12 protein-coding genes are annotated in these 17,167 nt (G+C 65.6%); 6 read left to right on the top strand and 6 right to left on the bottom strand.

What is annotated here, in order from left to right; all coding sequences use genetic code 11:
• Positions 1–80 precede the first annotated feature (80 nt).
• The 5 genes from BLS55_RS08700 to BLS55_RS08720 all read left to right on the top strand — a co-directional run bounded on the left by BLS55_RS08700 (position 81) and on the right by BLS55_RS08720 (position 7,616).
• On the top strand, positions 81–1,316 hold the full coding sequence (locus BLS55_RS08700; RefSeq protein WP_092154371.1) for a CoB--CoM heterodisulfide reductase iron-sulfur subunit A family protein: 1,236 nt from the start codon (positions 81–83) through the stop codon (positions 1,314–1,316).
• 5 nt (positions 1,317–1,321) lie between these two features.
• Entirely contained in the window at positions 1,322–3,595 is a 2,274-nt protein-coding gene (locus tag BLS55_RS08705) for an FAD-dependent oxidoreductase (protein ID WP_092154373.1), read from the top strand.
• A 13-nt stretch (positions 3,596–3,608) separates the two neighbouring features.
• Positions 3,609–4,790 (top strand): quinone-interacting membrane-bound oxidoreductase complex subunit QmoC, encoded by a 1,182-nt coding sequence (gene qmoC, locus BLS55_RS08710; RefSeq protein WP_092154375.1) that lies wholly within the window; start codon positions 3,609–3,611, stop codon positions 4,788–4,790.
• 95 nt (positions 4,791–4,885) lie between these two features.
• Positions 4,886–5,608, top strand: a complete 723-nt coding sequence (locus tag BLS55_RS08715; RefSeq protein WP_092154376.1) for a hypothetical protein — start codon at positions 4,886–4,888, stop codon at positions 5,606–5,608.
• Positions 5,609–5,834: 226 nt separating this feature from the next.
• A complete protein-coding gene (locus BLS55_RS08720) occupies positions 5,835–7,616 on the top strand; it encodes a lysophospholipid acyltransferase family protein (protein ID WP_092154378.1) in 1,782 nt (593 codons plus the stop codon).
• A gap of 229 nt (positions 7,617–7,845) precedes the next feature.
• Here BLS55_RS08720 and argJ read toward each other — a convergent pair whose 3' ends face one another.
• From argJ to BLS55_RS08750, 6 genes are all read right to left on the bottom strand, one after another.
• Positions 7,846–9,033: a bifunctional glutamate N-acetyltransferase/amino-acid acetyltransferase ArgJ gene (gene argJ, locus BLS55_RS08725; protein WP_092154392.1), complete on the bottom strand. Its 1,188-nt coding sequence runs from the start codon at positions 9,031–9,033 to the stop codon at positions 7,846–7,848.
• Between the two features lie 169 nt (positions 9,034–9,202).
• Positions 9,203–11,284 (bottom strand): elongation factor G, encoded by a 2,082-nt coding sequence (gene fusA, locus BLS55_RS08730; RefSeq protein ID WP_092154380.1) that lies wholly within the window; start codon positions 11,282–11,284, stop codon positions 9,203–9,205.
• A gap of 101 nt (positions 11,285–11,385) precedes the next feature.
• The gene (gene rpsG, locus BLS55_RS08735; protein ID WP_092154382.1) at positions 11,386–11,856 is read right to left on the bottom strand and encodes a 30S ribosomal protein S7; all 471 of its coding nucleotides are present in this window, start codon (positions 11,854–11,856) and stop codon (positions 11,386–11,388) included.
• A 117-nt stretch (positions 11,857–11,973) separates the two neighbouring features.
• Positions 11,974–12,345 carry a 30S ribosomal protein S12 gene (gene rpsL / locus BLS55_RS08740; RefSeq protein ID WP_008683436.1) on the bottom strand — a complete coding sequence of 124 codons (372 nt, stop codon included), beginning with the start codon at positions 12,343–12,345 and terminating at the stop codon, positions 11,974–11,976.
• 156 nt (positions 12,346–12,501) lie between these two features.
• Positions 12,502–12,846, bottom strand: coding sequence for an SMR family transporter (locus BLS55_RS08745; RefSeq protein WP_092154383.1), 345 nt, complete (start codon positions 12,844–12,846; stop codon positions 12,502–12,504).
• 137 nt (positions 12,847–12,983) lie between these two features.
• Positions 12,984–15,650: a valine--tRNA ligase gene (locus tag BLS55_RS08750; protein WP_092154385.1), complete on the bottom strand. Its 2,667-nt coding sequence runs from the start codon at positions 15,648–15,650 to the stop codon at positions 12,984–12,986.
• Between the two features lie 36 nt (positions 15,651–15,686).
• On the opposite strand from BLS55_RS08750, the gene BLS55_RS08755 reads away from it, so the two are divergent.
• Positions 15,687–17,099: a BPL-N domain-containing protein gene (locus BLS55_RS08755; protein WP_092154388.1), complete on the top strand. Its 1,413-nt coding sequence runs from the start codon at positions 15,687–15,689 to the stop codon at positions 17,097–17,099.
• The last annotated feature ends 68 nt before the right edge of the window (positions 17,100–17,167 follow it).

Below are 17,167 nucleotides of genomic sequence, written 5' to 3' on the forward strand. Positions count from 1 at the left end.
CGGGCGGCGTTTCCACTTTCCGCGGCGGGAGGCCGTACCCTTCTTCAGCCGCTATGCAACAACGCAGGAGGATATCCAGGATGTCCAATGCCATTCTCGTCGTGGGCGGCGGCTTTGCGGGCCTCACAGCCGCCATTGAAGCGGCGGAACTGGGGCACGACGTCTTCATCGTCGAAAAGTCGCCCTGGCTGGGCGGCCGCGTGGCTCAGCTCAACAAGTATTTTCCCAAACTCTGTCCCCCCTCCTGCGGGCTGGAAATTCAATTCCAGCGCATCAGGAAAAATCCGCGCGTCAAATTTTTCACCCAGGCCCAGGTGGTGGGCTTCATGGGCGTTAAGGGCGATTACAAGGTCAAGGTGCGCATTGAGCCGCGCCACACCGCGCCCCACAACGTAGACTTCAGCCTGCTGGCCTCCAGCCTGGAGGGCCAGGCCCCCAGCGAATTCGACCTGGGCCTCGGCAAGCGCAAGGCCCTGTACAAGGCCATGCCCTTCGCCTTCCCCGCCCGCTACACTCTGGATATGCGCACCCTTTCCAAGGCCGACACGGCCCGGGTGGCGGGTGCCAAATTCCTGGATCTGACCGAAAAGCCCCACGAGGTGGAGCTCAACGTGGGCGCTGTAGTGGTGGCCACGGGCTGGAAGCCCTATGACGTGACCCGCCTGAGCAACCTGGGCGCGGGCAAGGTCAAGAACTGCATTTCCAACATGCAGATGGAGCGGCTGGCCTCGCCCTTCGGGCCCACGGGCGGCCGCATGGTGCGCCCCACAGACGGGCGGCAGCCTCTGCAGGTGGCCTTTGTGCAGTGCGCGGGCTCCCGTGATCAGAATCACCTCAACTACTGCTCCTACATCTGCTGTATGGCCACGCTCAAGCAGTGTCTGTACCTCTCGGAGCAGAGCCCCCAGACGCAGATCACCGTCTACTACATCGACCTGCGCGCCCCCGGACGCTACACAAAGGTGCTGGAGAAGGTCCAGGCCCTGCCCAACGTGCATTTTGTCAAGGGCAAGGTGGCGGACGTGGTCCAGGCCCCCGGCGACGCGGTGCGGCTGACGGCGGAGGACGCCGTGCGCGGCGAAAAGATGACGCTGGACTACGATATGGTGGTGCTGGCCACGGGCATGCAGCCCTCGCTGGCCGGCGAGGACGCGCCCCTGCCCTTGCCTCTGGATGAAGACGGCTTTATTGCGGGCGGCGAAGAGGCCGGCATTTTCGCCGCCGGTTGCGCGCGCATGCCCCTGGATGTGATGCGCTCCGCGCAGTCCGGCACAGCCGCCGCCTTGAAGGCGGTGCAAACGGTGAAAGGGAGGTAGGCGGCATGGCCGGTAAAATTGGCGTCTATTTTGACCAGCAGAACATCGGCGGCGGGCTGGACGTGCCCGCCCTGGCCGCGCAGACGGGCGAAAAGTGGGGTGACCTCACGCCTGTGGTCAAGGTTGTTCCTGTGCTGGCCGAGGCCGTGGAAGAAATCAGGGCCGACATCGAGGCCCAGGGCCTGGACGGCGTGCTGCTCTGCGGCGCTTCGCCCCGGGTGGATGCGGATCTCTACCGCCTGCCCGTGCAGGTGGAGCATGTGAACCTGCGCGAACAGTGCGTGCTGTCCTATAAAAACCCGGACAAAAGCCCGGTGGACCTGAGCCAGGGCGCGCCCGTGCTGCTTGCCCTTATGGCTCGCGACTATGTAAATATGGGCGTGGTCAAGCTGCAGAAGAGCTCCGTGCCCGATTCCGCGGCCGTCACCGGCGTGCAGCGCGTGCTGGTTATCGGCGGCGGCTGGACAGGCCTGACGGCGGCGGCTGAAGCGGCGGCCACGGGCTACGAGGTGGTCCTGGTGGAAAAGAGCGACCAGCTCGGCGGCGCGGCCCGCAACATCCCCATGGCCTCGCCCCTTTCTTCGCCCTGGACGGACAAAGAGCCCATCAACCTGGAAACCAGGATCAGCCAGGTAACGGGCAACGCGCGCATCACCGTGCACTGCAACGCCCATATGGAAAAGCTGGAAGGCCAGCCGGGCGAATTCAAGGCTGTCATCGCCACCCAAAGCGGCCCCGTAAGCGTGGACGTGGGCGCGGTGGTGCTGGCCACGGGCTGGGTGCCCCTGAACCATAAATATCTTGAGCCCATGGGCCTGGACAAAAGCCCCATGGTCATGGACGCCGCCACCTTCGGCAAACAGCTGGTGGCCGGGCAGGTCAGCGCGCGGCGCATCGCCTTTGTGCTGGACGTGAGCCTGGCCGAGGCGGCCGTGCGCAAGGCGGCGGAAGAAGCCGCCGCAGCCCCCGCGCCGGAAGCGCCGGCCAAGCCCGCCGCGGCAGGGGAGGAAGAGGAAAAGGCCTTTGTGAAGGAAGACCTGGAAACCTTCCGCCACCTTACCTACTCCAACGCCGTGAACAGCGTGGGCATGCTGCGCCTGGCCAATACGGTCTGTGAAAAGACCAACGACGCCTGTCAGACCTTCATCCTGTATAAGGATATGACCGTGCCGGGCATCCTGGAGCGCTTCTACAAGAAGATGCAGGACCGCTTGGGCGTTATGATGACCAAGGCCGACGTGACCGCCGTGCGCGAAGCCGGTGACCACATGGTGGTGGAGTGCAAAAATACTCTGCTGGGCATGGATTTTGACCTGGACGTGGACCTGGTGGTTCTGCCCACGGGCCTGGTGCCCACCACAGCCAAGGAAGTGACGGTCAACTTTGAGTACCGCCAGGGGCCGGATTTCCCCGATCTGCAGCTGTTTGACGGCTTTGCCGATTCTAACTACATCTGCTTCCCCTACGAAACCCGGCGCACGGGCGTCTACGCGGCGGGCTGCGTGCGCCAGCCCCTGACCATGGACGCCTGCGAGGAAGACGCGCGCGGCGCGGTGCTCAAGGCCGTGCAGTGCATTGAGGCGGCCAGTCACGGCGTTTCCGTGCATCCTCGCTCCGGCGACCTCTCCTACCCGGTGTTCAACTTTGTGCGCTGCACCCAGTGCAAGCGCTGCACAGAGGAATGCCCCTTCGGCGCCCTGGACGACGACGAAAAAGGCACGCCCAAGCCCAATCCGGCGCGCTGCCGCCGCTGCGGCACCTGTTTTGGCGCCTGCCCGGAGCGCGTCATCTCCTTCGCCAACTACAATATCGACCAGATCGGCTCCATGATCCGCGAGGTGCAGGTGCCCAAGGACTTCAAAGGCGAGGGCCCCCGCATCCTCATTCTGGCCTGCGAAAACGACGCCTACCCCGCCCTGGATATGGCCGGGGCCCGGCACAAGACCTGGAGCCCTTACTGCCGCGTCATCCCTGTGCGCTGCCTGGGCTCGGTCAACGCCATCTGGGTTTCCGACGCCATGAGCAAAGGCTTTGACGGCGTCATGCTGCTGGGCTGCAAATACGGCGACGACTACCAGTGCCACTTCGTCAAGGGCTCTGAGATCTGCGCCCGCCGCAAGGAAAACATCGCCGAGACCCTCAACCGCCTGGGCGTGCAGCCCGAACGGGTGGAGCAGCTTGAAGTGGCCATTGACGAATACGACACGGTACCTGACCTGATCGACGGTTTTGTGGACCGCATCATGGCCCTGGGCCCCAACCCGTTCAAGGGCATGTAGGAGGATGGCAGCAATGGCACAATGCACAATCAAACCTGATATGGAGTTTGTCAGGGCGCTGGAAGAAGCGGGGGGCGAGTCCCTCAAGAAGTGCTACCAGTGCGCCACCTGTTCCGTGGCCTGCCCGCTTGCTCCGGCCAACGCGCCCTATCCGCGCAAGGAAATGGTCTGGGCCTCCTGGGGCCTTAAGGACAAGCTCCGCGCCGACGTGGACCTCTGGCTCTGCCACAACTGCGGCAACTGCGCGGACCTCTGCCCGCGCGGCGCGCGCCCGGCCGACCTCATGGGCGCGGCCCGCAACGTCATCTATAAGGAACTGACCGAGCCCACGGCCGTGGGCAAGCTCATGAGCAAGCCCTCCGGCCTGCCTGTGCTCTTTGCCATCCCGGCCCTGCTCTGGCTGGTGGTCTGGTGGATCCGCGCCGGCTTCAACGGCGGCAACTGGTTCCCCCGCGCCGCCGATGGCCGCATTGTCTTCGGCCAGATCTTCTACGGTGATTACACCATTGACCCCATCTTCATGCTCACCTTCTTCGGCGCGGTGTTCATCCTGGCGCGCGGCGTCATGAAGCTCTGGGCCATGTTCAAGCCAGAGGGCAAGCTGGCCGTCATCGGCAAAACCAAATGCTGGCCCCTGCACCTCTGGGATGTGCTCTGGGATGAAGTCATCACCCACCGCCGCTTTGACGACTGCGAAGCCGGGCCGGATACCGGCAAGGAGACCCCCAACCGTAAGTGGGGCCACTTCCTTCTGGTCTGGAGCTTCGTCATCCTGGTCTGCGTCACGGGCATCGTGGCCCTGGGCCACTGGGGCGGCAAGGTCATTCCCCTCATCAAGATCGAAACGCCCATGCCCCTCACCTTCCCGGTGAAGATCCTGGCCAACCTGGGCGCTATTCTGCTGCTCTGCGGCCTGGCCGTGCTCACAGTGCGGCGCGCGCGGCTTAACCCCAAATACCAGGCCTCCAGCTGGTACGACTGGTACCTTCTGGGCATCATCTGGCTGGTGGCCGTCACCGGCATCCTGTCCCAGTGCTTCCGCCTGGCCGACGCCGTGGCACCTGCCTTCCTGGTCTACTACCTGCACCTGGTATTCGTCTGGATGCTGTTCGCCTATCTGCCCTGGTCCAAGCTCGGCCACTTTGTTTATCGCACGGCGGCCCTGGTCTATGTGCGCATGTACGGCAGAAGCTAGAAGGTAACGTTGTTGCGCGGCCCCGGTCCGCCGGGGCCGCCCTTGCGTACCCACGTTGTACAGAATAATTTTCGATCTCCGAGGAGGAGGCCGCCATGTCCGATACATCCCGTAAAGTGTTTCCCGTGGAGTCCGTCCTGGCCCTGGTCGTGGGCAAGGAGGGCGTGGATATCAAAGAAATCGCCGGCTTCGTGACCGGCCGTTCCATTGAGTGTGATTGCTGCGCCAAGGCCGTGGGCCCCTTTGCCGCCGCCTGGCTGGCCCGCTGGTTCCCCAAATTTCTGGATCTGGACTGGGCCGAAGGCCAGTCCTGGGACGGCTTCGTGAGCGCCGGCCGCAGCCTGCTGGGCGACAATGTTTCCCTGACCTGCATGGATGGCCGCACCAAGGCCCTGGTGGATCAGGCCCTGGATACCCTGGCCGATACCTACAAGAGCATGGCCGCCCAAACGGCCGCCGCCGCCGCCCTTGAAGAGCGCGTGCGCGCCCTGGAGCCCGCCGAGGCCCGCGCCGAAGCCCTCTCCAAAAAGGTGGACGAGCTGGAAGCCAAAATCAAAGCCATGAACACCGACATGGGCGGCCTGCGCCGCCAGACGGCTGAATTCCAGGGTAAAGTGGCCGTGAGCCACGATGAGCTCATGCAGACCATCAAAGACGCCATCAAAGACGGCCTCAAAGGCATGGTGGTGGGCGGCGCGGCAGCCGGCGCGGCTGGCGCGGCCGCCGAAGAAGCCGCCCCCGCCGCTGCGGAAGAAGCCGTGCCCGACGACTTCGGCTTCGGCGCTTCCGGTGCCAACAGCGACGGTTTCGGGTTCTGACGGGCAGAAGGTTTTTGTGGGGGGAAGGGAACTTTTGTTCACAAAAGTTCCCTTCCCCCCACGCCCCCATCCTTCAAAAAACTTTTTCCGCTCAGGGCAGGCCTCAGGTCTGCCCTGAGCTTTTTACTTTTTCGCAAATGCCGTCAGGGCGTCACGGCCCTGCCACGCGCGTCCCGCATGTTCTCCCCATGTACTGTGGCAACCATTGCAGACAAGGAGGAGGAGCATGCCCGGCACCGCAGAACTGTTATCCCCGGCACCGGGGGGCGCGCCCTTTGAGCCGCGCCGCGCCCGGCGGCTGCTGCGCGCCCTGGCGCGCCGTTTTACTGCCCTGGGCCGCCTGGAAAAGGCCGCCGAAGGGCTGCCCCGTTGCGGCGATGCGCCCGCCTTTGCCGCCGCCTGCCTCGCAGCCCTGGACGTGCGCGTTCAGCTGGAGCCCGGCGCGCTGGAGCGCATCCCCGCCCACGGCCCGCTGCTGCTGTACGCCAACCACCCCACGGGCGCGCTGGAAGGTTTGGTCATGGCCGCGCGCTGCGGACGCCAGCGCCCGGACCTGAAAATCCTGGCCGCCGCCAGCCTTGCCCGCCTGCCCCAGCTGGCCCCCCTGGCCCCGTTCCTGCTGCCCCTGGACCTTTCCCCAGGGGCAGCGGGCGCGGCCAATGCCGCCGTGCTGCACGCCGCCTTGCGGCATTTGCGCCAGGGCGGGGCCTTGGGCGTATTCCCGGCGGGCAAGGTGGCCCGCTGGGCGCCAGGCGTGGGCCTGCGCGAACAACCCTGGTCCCGCCTTCTGGGGCTGCTGGCCTCCTGCCCGGAAGCGCAGTGCCTTCCCCTGCACTTCACGGCCCGCGTCAGCCCCCTGTTCCTGGCCGCGGCCGGACTTGTGGAAGCCTGGGGCACGGCCCTCCTGCCCCATGCGCTGGAGCGCCAGCGCGGCAGCCTGGTCCGCCTTCGCGTGGGACGGCCGTACAAGGCCGGAGCTCTGCGCGACCTCCCGCCGGTCCAGCGCACGCAATGTCTGCGCCTTGTGCAGGAAGCCCTCGCGCCCCGCGGCACCGCGGCCCGCCGTGCGGCCCCCAAATCCGCCCTGGCCGCGCCCGTGCCGCAGGAAGACTTCATGGCCGCCCTGGCTGCCTTGCCGCAGGGACGTCTTCTGGCCCGTGAAGAGCGCTACAGCGTTTATCTGCTCCACGGCGCGGAATCGCCCGCCCTGCTGGACGAACTGACCCTGCGCCGCGAAGAGACTTTCCGCGCCCTGGGCGAGGGCAGCGGCAAGGCCCGCGACAGGGACCGCTACGACGCAACCTATGACCACCTCCTGCTGGTGGACGAAGAGCGCCAGGCGCTGGCGGGTGCCTACCGCGCCTGCCTGGTCCGCCCCGACGCAGCCCGCAGTTGCAACGCCAGAAATCTCTACACGGCCTCGCTCTTCCGCTACGATCCGGAGTTTTTCCGCCAGTGCGGCAATGCCCTGGAGCTGGGCCGCGCCTTTGTCCGCGCGCCCTACCAGCGGGACTACGCGCCCCTGCTCCTGCTCTGGAAAGGCATCGGCCGGCTGGCCATGCGGAGCGGCGCGCGCACGCTCTTCGGGCCCGCCAGCATCGGCCTCGACTACAAGCCCCAAAGCGTGGACCTGCTTTGCAGCTACCTGCGCCTGCGCCACTGGCACCCCTTCCTGGCACCCCTGGTGCGCGGCCGCAGACCCCGCCGCCGCACAGCGCCCATCCCCTTTGCCCGTCAGATGGCCTACGCCGACGTCAATACCCTGGTCCGTCAGATGGAAAACGGCCGCAGCCTGCCCATCCTCTTCAAACATTATCTCCAGCTGGGTGGCCGCATCGCCGCCTTCCACCAGGATGCCGCCTTCGGCACCCTCGACGCGCTCCTGGTGGTGGACCTGCTCACCGCCCCGGAACGCCCCTTGCGCCGCTACCTCGGCGATGAGGGCCTCCAGCGCCTGCGCGACGGCCTCTGGCTTATGGACGTGCCCGCAGACGCCCGCGGCGCGTAAGCGGGGGAGGAAAGAGGATATTTTTGTGGGGGGAAGGGAACTTTTGTGAGCAAAAGTTCCCTTCCCCCCACGCCCCCCATCCTTCAAAAAACTTTTCTTCCCTCAGGGGGGACACAACAGGCGTGCCTTGCCGGGCAGGGCGTTTAGAGCAGATTACCTTTGAGAATATGCATTCTCAAAGGTAATCTGCTCTAAAGGGTCCACCCCAACAAGAAGGAAAAACCTGGAGTTAGGAGCGGTAGTCTGAGTTGAGCGACACGTATTCGTGCCCAAGGTCCGAGGCCTGGAAGGCATAGGAGCCGGGGCCGTCGCCCAAAGAAATTTCCACGGGGATATCCTTGGCCTTGAGGCGTTCGGCCAGGATGTCCTCCTTGTCGTCATTGACGGGGCGGCCCTGCCGGAAGCGCTCCACGCCGCAGAGGGTCAGGCCCACCTGGGCGGGATCAAAGCTCGCGCCGCTGTAGCCCACGGCGGTGACAATGCGGCCCCAGTTGGCGTCGCCGCCGTAAATGGCGGTTTTGACCAGCTGGGAATGCCCCACGCTGCGGGCCACGCGGGCGGCGTCGGCATCGCTGGCCGCGCCGGTAACGGTGATGTGGATGACCTTGCTGGCCCCTTCGCCGTCCATGACCAGCATGTGGGAGACCGTGCCGAGAATGGCGGTAAGGGCTTCCTCCAGCCGGGCCAGGTCAGCGGGGGAGCGGACGGCCACGCCGGAGGCCCCGTTGGCCAGGCCCAGAATGGTGTCGTTGGTGGAGGTATCGCCGTCCACGCTCACGCGGTTGAAGGTCTGCTCCACGGCGCGGTGGAACATGGCCTGCCAGGGCTCGCGCTGCACATCGGCGTCGGTAAGGGCCACGCAGAGCATGGTGGCCATGTTGGGGCAGATCATGCCCGCGCCTTTGGCCATGACGGTAAGGCGCACCACGCCGCCGTCCATCTGAAGCTCGCGGCTGGAAAATTTGGGGAAGGCGTCTGTGGTCATGAAGGCGCGGGTAAAGCCTTCGGCGTCGCGGCTGCCCAGGCTGCGGACCAGGGCGGGCACAGCCTCAAGCCAGAGGTCCATTTTGAGGTGCGCGCCCACCACGCCGGTGGAGAGGGGCAGGATGTCTTCAACCTTAAGGCCCGTGAGCCCGGCCACCATGGCCTGGGTGGCGCGGCAATTGGCCAGGCCTTCCTGGCCGGTGCAGGCGTTGGCCTGGCCGGAATTGGCCAGCACAGCCCGCGCCGTGCCGTAGCGGGCCAGAATTTCCTGGCAGACCAGCACGGGCGCGGCCTTGAAGGCGTTTTGCGTAAACATGCCCGCCAGCGCGGCCGGGCGATCGGACACAATAAGGCCCAGATCGTCGCGGTTGGGGGCTTTGAATCCGGCGGCCGCCGCGCCGGCCTTGAATCCCTTGGGCAGATCGTCCTGCATGGCCGTCTCCTGTGCCTGGCGGCGCTGCAGCAGGGCAATCCGCCGCAGACGCGGCGTTCTCCGGATGCGGCCCCCAGGGGGAAGAAGCGTTTTTGAAAAGATGTGGATGGGGGCGGGGGACTGTTGCAGAAAGGCCCCCGCCCCATGAATCATAAGGAAACGCGCGCCGCTAGGCGGTGCGGTTTTTCTGGATTTCTTCGGCCAGGGCCTGGGGCACGCGCTCGTAGTGGTCAAACTGCATGGTGAAGGTGGCGCGGCCCTGGGTGCGGGAGCGCAGGTCCGTGGCGTAGCCGAACATGGAGGCCAGGGGCACCTGAGCGCGGATGCTCTGCGCGCCGCCGGCGCGGGCTTCCATGTTCTGGACGCGGCCGCGGCGGCCGTTGAGGTCGCCCATGACGTCGCCCAGGTATTCCTCCGGGGTAACCACTTCCACGTCCATGATGGGCTCCAGCAGCACGGGCCCGGCCTTTTTCATGGCGTCCTTGATGGCCATGGAACCGGCCACATAGAAGGCCTGTTCGGAGGAGTCCACCTCGTGGTAGGAGCCGAAGACCAGCTTGACCTTCACGTCCACCACGGGGAAGCCGGCCAGCACGCCGGATTTGAGGGCGTCCTGAATGCCTTTGTCCACGGCGGGGATGTATTCCTTGGGAATGACGCCGCCGGAGATGGAGTTGACAAATTCATAGCCCTTGCCGGGGTTGGGCTCCACCTCAATGACCACATGGCCGTACTGGCCGCGGCCGCCGGACTGCTTGGCGTACTTGAGGTCGGACTTGGAAGGCTTGGAGATGGTTTCGCGGTAGGCCACCTGGGGCTTGCCCACGTTGGCGTTGACGTTGAACTCGCGGGTCAGGCGGTCCACGATGATTTCCAGGTGCAGTTCGCCCATGCCGGCGATGAGGGTCTGGTTGGTCTCCTCGTCGCCTTTGACGCGGAAGGAGGGATCCTCCTTGGCCAGCTTGTTGAGGGCGGCGGAGAGGGCGTCGCGGTCGGCCTTGGTTTTGGGCTCAATGGCCACTTCAATGACCGGGTCGGGGATATTCAGCGATTCCAGGATAATGGGGCGCTTCTCGTCGCAGAGGGTATCGCCGGTGGAGGCGTTTTTGAGGCCCACCAGGGCCACGATGTCACCCGCGCCGGCCCACTTGATGTCCTCGCGCTTGTTGGCGTGCATCTTGAGGATGCGGCCGATGCGCTCCCGCTTGCCGGTATTGGCGTTGTACACGCCCATGCCCGATTCCAGGCAGCCGGAGTAGAGCCGGAAAAAGGAGAGGTGGCCGATAAAAGGATCGGAAAAGAGCTTGAAGACCAGGCCGGCCAAGGGCTCTTTGTCGTCGCAGTGACATTCGATGATCTGGTCTTCCTTGCCGGGCACATGGCCGGTCATGGGCGGAATGTCCACGGGCGAGGGCAGGTAGTCCACCACGGCGTCCAGCAGGGGCTGCACGCCCATGTTGCGGAAGGCCGAGCCGCAGAGCACGGGCACGATGTTGCGCGCCACGGTGGCTTTGCGGATGCAGGAGATGATTTCCTCTTCGGTGAGGGTTTCGCCGCTCAGGTACTTGTCCAGCAGGGCTTCGTCCTCTTCGGCCACGGCTTCCAGCAGCTCGTGGTGCTTTTCCTCGAACTGGGCCTGCATGTCGGCGGGCACGCCTTCCACGGTAAACTGCGCGCCCTTGGTGGTCTTGTCAAAGCGGATGGCGTGGCCGCGCACCAGGTCCACCACGCCCTCAAATTTGTCTTCGGAGCCGATGGGCAGCTGCAGGGGCACGGCCTTGGCGCCCAGACGCTCGTGGATCATCTTGACGCAGCGGAAGAAATCCGCGCCGATGCGGTCCATTTTGTTGACAAAGCAGATGCGGGGCACATGGTAACGGTCGGCCTGCCGCCACACGGTTTCGGACTGCGGCTCCACGCCGGCCACGGCGTCGAACACGCAGATGGCGCCGTCCAGCACGCGCAGGGAGCGCTCCACCTCAATGGTGAAGTCCACGTGGCCGGGGGTGTCAATGATGTTGATGCGGCAATCTTTCCAGAAGCAGGTGGTGGCGGCGGAGGTGATGGTGATGCCGCGCTCCTGTTCCTGCTCCATCCAGTCCATGGTGGATGCGCCGTCGTGCGTTTCGCCGATCTTGTGGTTAACGCCGGTGTAAAAAAGGATGCGCTCGGTGGTGGTGGTCTTGCCGGCGTCAATATGGGCCATAATGCCGATATTGCGCTGTTTGTCTACAGGAACGGTGCGGGACACGGTGTTTCCTCCATACTGCTGATGCGGTGTGGTTCAAAACCGACGCCGCTTCCTTGCGGACGCGGCGTCGGACAGAGTCGGGCTGGCGGTTGGCGGGCCTCCTACCAACGGTAGTGAGAGAAAGCCTTGTTGGCGTCGGCCATGCGGTGCGTGTCTTCACGCTTTTTCACCGCGCCGCCGCGACCGTTGTAAGCATCCAGCAGCTCGGCGGAGAGCTTGGCGGTCATGCCTTTTTCACCGCGCGAACGGGCGTAGTTGATGAGCCAGCGGATGGACAGGGAGATCTGGCGCTCCGGGCGCACTTCCATGGGCACCTGGTAGGTGGCGCCGCCCACGCGGCGGGCCTTGACTTCCATATGCGGCTTGACGTTTTCCAGGGCCTTTTCAAAGGCGCGCATGGGGTCTTCGCCGGTCTTTTCGGCCAGGTTCTCCAGCGAGCAGTAAAAAATCTTTTCAGCAGCGCCCTTTTTGCCGCTGTACATGAGCCGGTTCACGAATTTGGTGACCAGACGGCTGGAATACAGCGGATCGGGCAGCACTTCCCTCTTGGGAACAGGACCTTTACGGGGCATGGGGTTTCTCCTTCATGCTTGGCTGCGGCGTCACCAACCCCGCGGCGCGTCGGCGCTCCGCTGTTGCGGGCGGCCAGGCGCGGCGCATGGCGCACGCCGGATGGTTTGCAGGGGCGACTACTTGGGCCGTTTGGCGCCGTACTTGGAACGGCTCTTGCGACGATCGGCCACGCCGGAGGTATCCAGGGTGCCGCGCACAATGTGGTAACGCACGCCGGGCAAGTCTTTGACACGGCCGCCGCGGATGATGACCACGGAGTGCTCCTGCAGGTTATGGCCTTCGCCGGGGATGTAGGCCGTCACTTCAATGCCGTTGGTCAGGCGCACACGGGCGACCTTACGCAGGGCCGAGTTCGGCTTTTTAGGGGTGGTGGTGTACACGCGGGTGCACACGCCGCGGCGCTGCGGGCAGGCCTGCAGGGCCGGGGTCTTCTTGCGCTTGACCACCGCCTTCCGCTCAATGCGGATAAGCTGGTTGATAGTGGGCATGCTTCCCTCCATGGGAATGGTTTGGGCATCTAACGACGCCTTTAAGAGGTCAGGACATAGCCTGTCGCGCCGCGGCTGTCAATGGCAAATCCCGGCGACAGAGGCGGGAAGCGACGCTTCCCGCTGATTTTTGTGGCCGTTTTTTGCGGCGGCGCTTCAGCGCGGCACCGAGGCGGAGCAAAAATTGATGACCAGCACGCCCGCAATGATCAGGCCAAGGCCCAGGCAGGCGGGCAGATCGAGCTTCTGCCCGAAGAGGAAAAAGCCCACCAGAGAGACCAGAACAATGCCCACGCCGCTCCAGATGCCGTAGGAGATGCCCATGGGCACCACCCTGAGCACCTGGGAAAGCAGCCAGAGCGAGGCGGCGTAGCCCAGCCCCGCGGCCAGGGCGGGGATAAGGCGGGTGATGCCTGCGGATTGTTTGAGGCAGGCGGTGGCGGCCACTTCCAGAACAATGGCCGCGCCCAGTTGCAGATAGGCGGTGACGGCGGGGCTCATAGCTTTTTGGCGGAAAATCCTTTTTGCAGGCAGGCCTGCGCCGACCCGAAGAGGAAAAGTTTTTTAAAAAATGGGGGCAGGGGGGTAAGGAATTTTTGCTCACAAAAGTTCCCTGCCCCCCCCACAGTAACGTTTCCTTATTCCTCCGCCAGGGCTTCGGCGAAGCGGGCTCGCAGGGCGGACATCTTGCTTTTGGCGTCCAGCAGGCGGGCGGCGTTCTGGCGTTCGCGGTCCACCACCTGGGCCGGGGCGCGGCTGACGAAACTTTCGTTGTTCAGCTTTTTGTTGGTGGCGACCAGGTCTTTTTCCAGTTTGGTCAGTTCCTTGTCCAGGCGGGCCAGTTCGCCGTTGAGGTCCACGGCCCCCTTGAGGGGCACGATGACCTGGCAGCCTTCCACCACGGCGGAGGCCGAGGCTTTGGGGGCGTGGGCGGCGGCGTCCACGGTAAGGTTTTCCAGCCGGGCCAGGGTCAGCAGGCACTGGCGGTTCTCCTCCAGCAGGGCGGCCTGGGCCGCGTCCACGGGGTGGAGCAGCAGGCCCACCTTGTGGCTGGGGCTGATGCCCAGCTCCGCCTTGATGGTGCGCACGGCCACGATGACGCCCTGGACGCACTCCATGCGGCGGGCTTCCTCAGGGCGCAGGCAGGCGGGGCGCGGGGCGGGCCAGGGCTCGGCGGCCAGGTCTGTGGCGTTTTGCCCTGCGGGCTGGGGCAGGGCGGCCCAGATCTCGGCGGTCACAAAGGGCATGATGGGGTGGAGCAGAACCAGGATCTCGCGCAGGGCAAGCCAGAGCACATACTGGGCGTGGGCCTTGCGGTTTGCGTCTTCGCACTGCATGTCGGGCTTGATGAGCTCCAGGTACCAGTCGCAGAATTCGTTCCAGAGGAATTTGTAGCCCAGCTGGGCGGCGTCGTTGAAGCGGTATTCTTCAAAGGCGCGGTCCATTTCGTCCTTGACCGTTTCCAGGCGGTGGAGCAGCCACTGGTGGTGCAGTCCTGGCGCGCTTTCCGGGGCCACGGGGGCCGGGGCGGTTTCCGGCAGGTTCATAAGGGCGAAGCGGGCCGCGTTCCAGAGCTTGTTGACAAAGTGGCGGTAGCCTTCGATGCGCTCCTCGGCGAGGCGGATATCCCGGCCCATGGCCGCAAAGGCGGTAAGGGTGAAGCGCAGGGCGTCACAGCCGTATTTGTCAATCATCTCCAGGGGATTAATGACATTACCCGTGGATTTGGACATTTTGCGGCCCGTGGCGTCGCGCACCAGGGCGTGCAGGTAGACGTGGCGGAAGGGCGGTTTGCCCATGAAGTGGAGGCCCATCATCATCATGCGGGCCACCCAGAAGAAAAGGATGTCGAAGCCCGTGACCAGCACAGAGGTGGGGTACCAGCGGTGCAGCTCCCTGGTTTCCTGCGGCCAGCCCATGGTGGAAAAGGGCCAGAGCGCGGAGGAGAACCAGGTATCCAGCACGTCTTCTTCCTGGCTCAGGGCGGCGGCGCCGCACTTGGGGCAGGCGGCGGGGGCGGACTCGGCCACCACCAGCTCGCCGCAGGCGTCGCAGGTCCAGGCCGGGATGCGGTGGCCCCACCAGATCTGGCGGCTGATGCACCAATCGCGGATGTTGTCCAGCCAGTGGTAGTAGGTTTTGAGCCAGGTTTCGGGGAAGATTTTGGTCAGCTCCGGCACGGCCTTGCGGGCGGCCGGGGCCAGCTTGGTGGCGGCCACGAACCATTGGGTGGAGACGTGCGGCTCCACCACCGTATGGCAGCGGTAGCAGTGGCCCACGGCGTGCTCCAGCTCTTCCACGCCCGCAAGCTGCCCGGCGGCCTCAATGTCGGCCACGATTTTTTCGCGGCACTGGGCCTTGGTCAGCCCGGCGTAGGGACCGGCCTCAGCCTTCATCACGCCGTTTTCGTCGATGACCTGCACAAACTCCAGCTGGTGGGTTTTGCCCAGCATCCAGTCGTTGTGGTCGTGGCAGGGCGTCACCTTGAGCGCGCCGGTGCCGAATTCCCTGTCCACATAGCTATCTGCGATAATGGGAATTTCGCGCCCCAGCACGGGCACCAGGGCCGTTTTGCCCACCAGGCCCGCGTAGCGCTCGTCCTCAGGGTGGACGCAGATGGCCGTATCGCCGGGGATGGTCTCCGGCCTGGTGGTGGCGATGGTCACCGCGCCGGAGCCGTCCGCCAGGTTGTAGCGCACTTTCCAGAGCCTGCCGCGCTCCTGCTGGTGTTCCACTTCGTCGTCGGCCAGGGCCGTGTGGCAGCGGGAGCACCAGTTGATAATATAGTCGCCCCGGTAGATGAGCCCCTCATTGTAGAGCTGCACAAAAACCTTGCGCACGGCGGCGGAAAGCCCCTCGTCCATGGTAAAGCGCAGGCGCGTCCAGTCCACGGAAGCGCCCATGGCGCTGATCTGCTCCAGAATGCGGTGGCCGTAGTCGGCCCGCCAGGCCCAGACGCGCTCCACAAAGGCTTCCCGCCCCAGGTCCTGACGGGTTTTGCCTTCCTTGGCCAGGGCGCGCTCCACCACGTTCTGGGTGGCAATGCCCGCGTGGTCCGTGCCCGGCACCCAGAGCACGTTTTTGCCCTTTTGCCGGGCGTGACGGCAGAGCACGTCAATAAGCGTGAGGTTGAGAGCGTGGCCCATGTGCAGCGCGCCCGTGACGTTGGGCGGCGGAATAACAATGGAATACGCCTCGCCCGGCGCGTCAGGGTCGGGCGTAAAGGTTTTGTTTTCTTCCCAGTGTTTGCGCCACCGGGCTTCCACGCCGTGGGGCTCGTAGCCCTTGGGGAGCGTATCCGCCATCTTGCATTCTCCGTAAAAGGCGGCAATAGTGCGGCAATGCCGGCTGTTGCACCTATATATATTCTGTGGGACAGCGCCCACATCTGGGGGCTCATGGCCTGGCGCGCCGTGCGCGCTCTGGGGCTGCCCTGCCGCCTGGTCAAGGGTCAAGAAATAGCCGAAGGCGCGTTTTTACGCAAGCCGGAGCCCGGCGGGGCCGCCCTGCTGCTGGTTCCCGGCGGCAATGCCCGGCTCAAAGCCCAGGCCCTGGGGCCGCAGGGCCTGGACGCCGTGCGCCGCTGGGTGGCCCAAGGCGGGCGCTATCTGGGCTTTTGCGGCGGGGCCGGGCTGGCCCTGCGCCATGAGAGCGACCGGGCGGGCCTGAACCTTTGCCCCTGGGCGCGCGCCGCCTATCCGCAGCGCCTGCACCACCTTATTTCCGGGCATGTGCGCGTGCGCCTGCGGGTGGACGACCCCCGCGTGCCGCCGGAACTCGCGGCGGGCGCTCCCGACAGCGGCCTGGATGGGGCGACGGCCGCAGCGCCTCTGGCGACGCACGGCCATGGCCCGAAGCCCGCTGCCGCGCGGTTTGCAGCGCCGCCCTGCGCCACGACGGCAGCCCCCGCTGCCGCGCCCGCCCTGCCCGTGTGGTGGCCGGGACGCTTTGCGCCGGAAGAGGGTGCGGATGTGCGGGTGCTGGCGGCTTATGACGCGCCGGGCGAGGACTTCTGGCTGGCGGATCTGCCCTTGCGGCGCATCCCGGCCCAGGTTTTTGAGGCCTGGCAGGTCTTGTACGGGGTCAATCTTTCCGCGGATTTTTTGGCGGGGCAACCGCTGGTGGCGGGCGGCGCGTATGGCGAGGGGAGCTATATCCTGAGCTATTCGCATCTGGAAACGCCCCGCAGCCCGGCGGCCAACGCCTGGCTGGCCCACTTGCTGCGCCAGGCCGGCTACGCGCCCAAGGGCGCGCTGGTGCCCCTGTGGCAACTGCGCGCGCCCTGCGCGGCCTGGCCCGCGGCGAGCGGCGCGCCCTTGCTGCGCGCCCTGAACCACATGCGCGGCCTGCTGGACCTGGCCGTGGAACACCATCTGTTTTTTGCCCGCACCCACTGGCTGTGGGGCTGGCGCGCCGGGCAGCCGGGCGCGGCCTGCAACAACCTGCACGCGGCCCTCTGCACGGCGGCGGGCCTGCCGCCCACGCCGGAAGCCCTGGCCTACTGGACTTCTGTCAGGCCGCGCTTTGCCGCGCTGGAGGAGCTTTTTACCGCCGGGGCGGAAGGCTATTTTCTGGCCTGCCGCTTGGCCGACACCCTGGCCCCCACGTTGCCGGAGGCCGTGGGCAAGCGCGGCCTGGAGCATCAGCGCGAGGCCCTTTTCGGCCATCCCATGAGCGGGGGCGGGCTGCTGGAAGAGCTGCTGACCATTGCGGAAGAGCTGGTGTATCTCTCGCAGGGGAGCCCCCCCCAATAGAAGAAGATATATCCCTGGCGGCGAGGCGCGCGTCTTTTGCGGCCTGGCGGCGTCAGCGGCCCCTTTCC

The organism is Desulfovibrio legallii (genome assembly GCF_900102485.1).
GTDB classification, from domain to species: Bacteria; Desulfobacterota; Desulfovibrionia; order Desulfovibrionales; family Desulfovibrionaceae; genus Desulfovibrio; species Desulfovibrio legallii_A.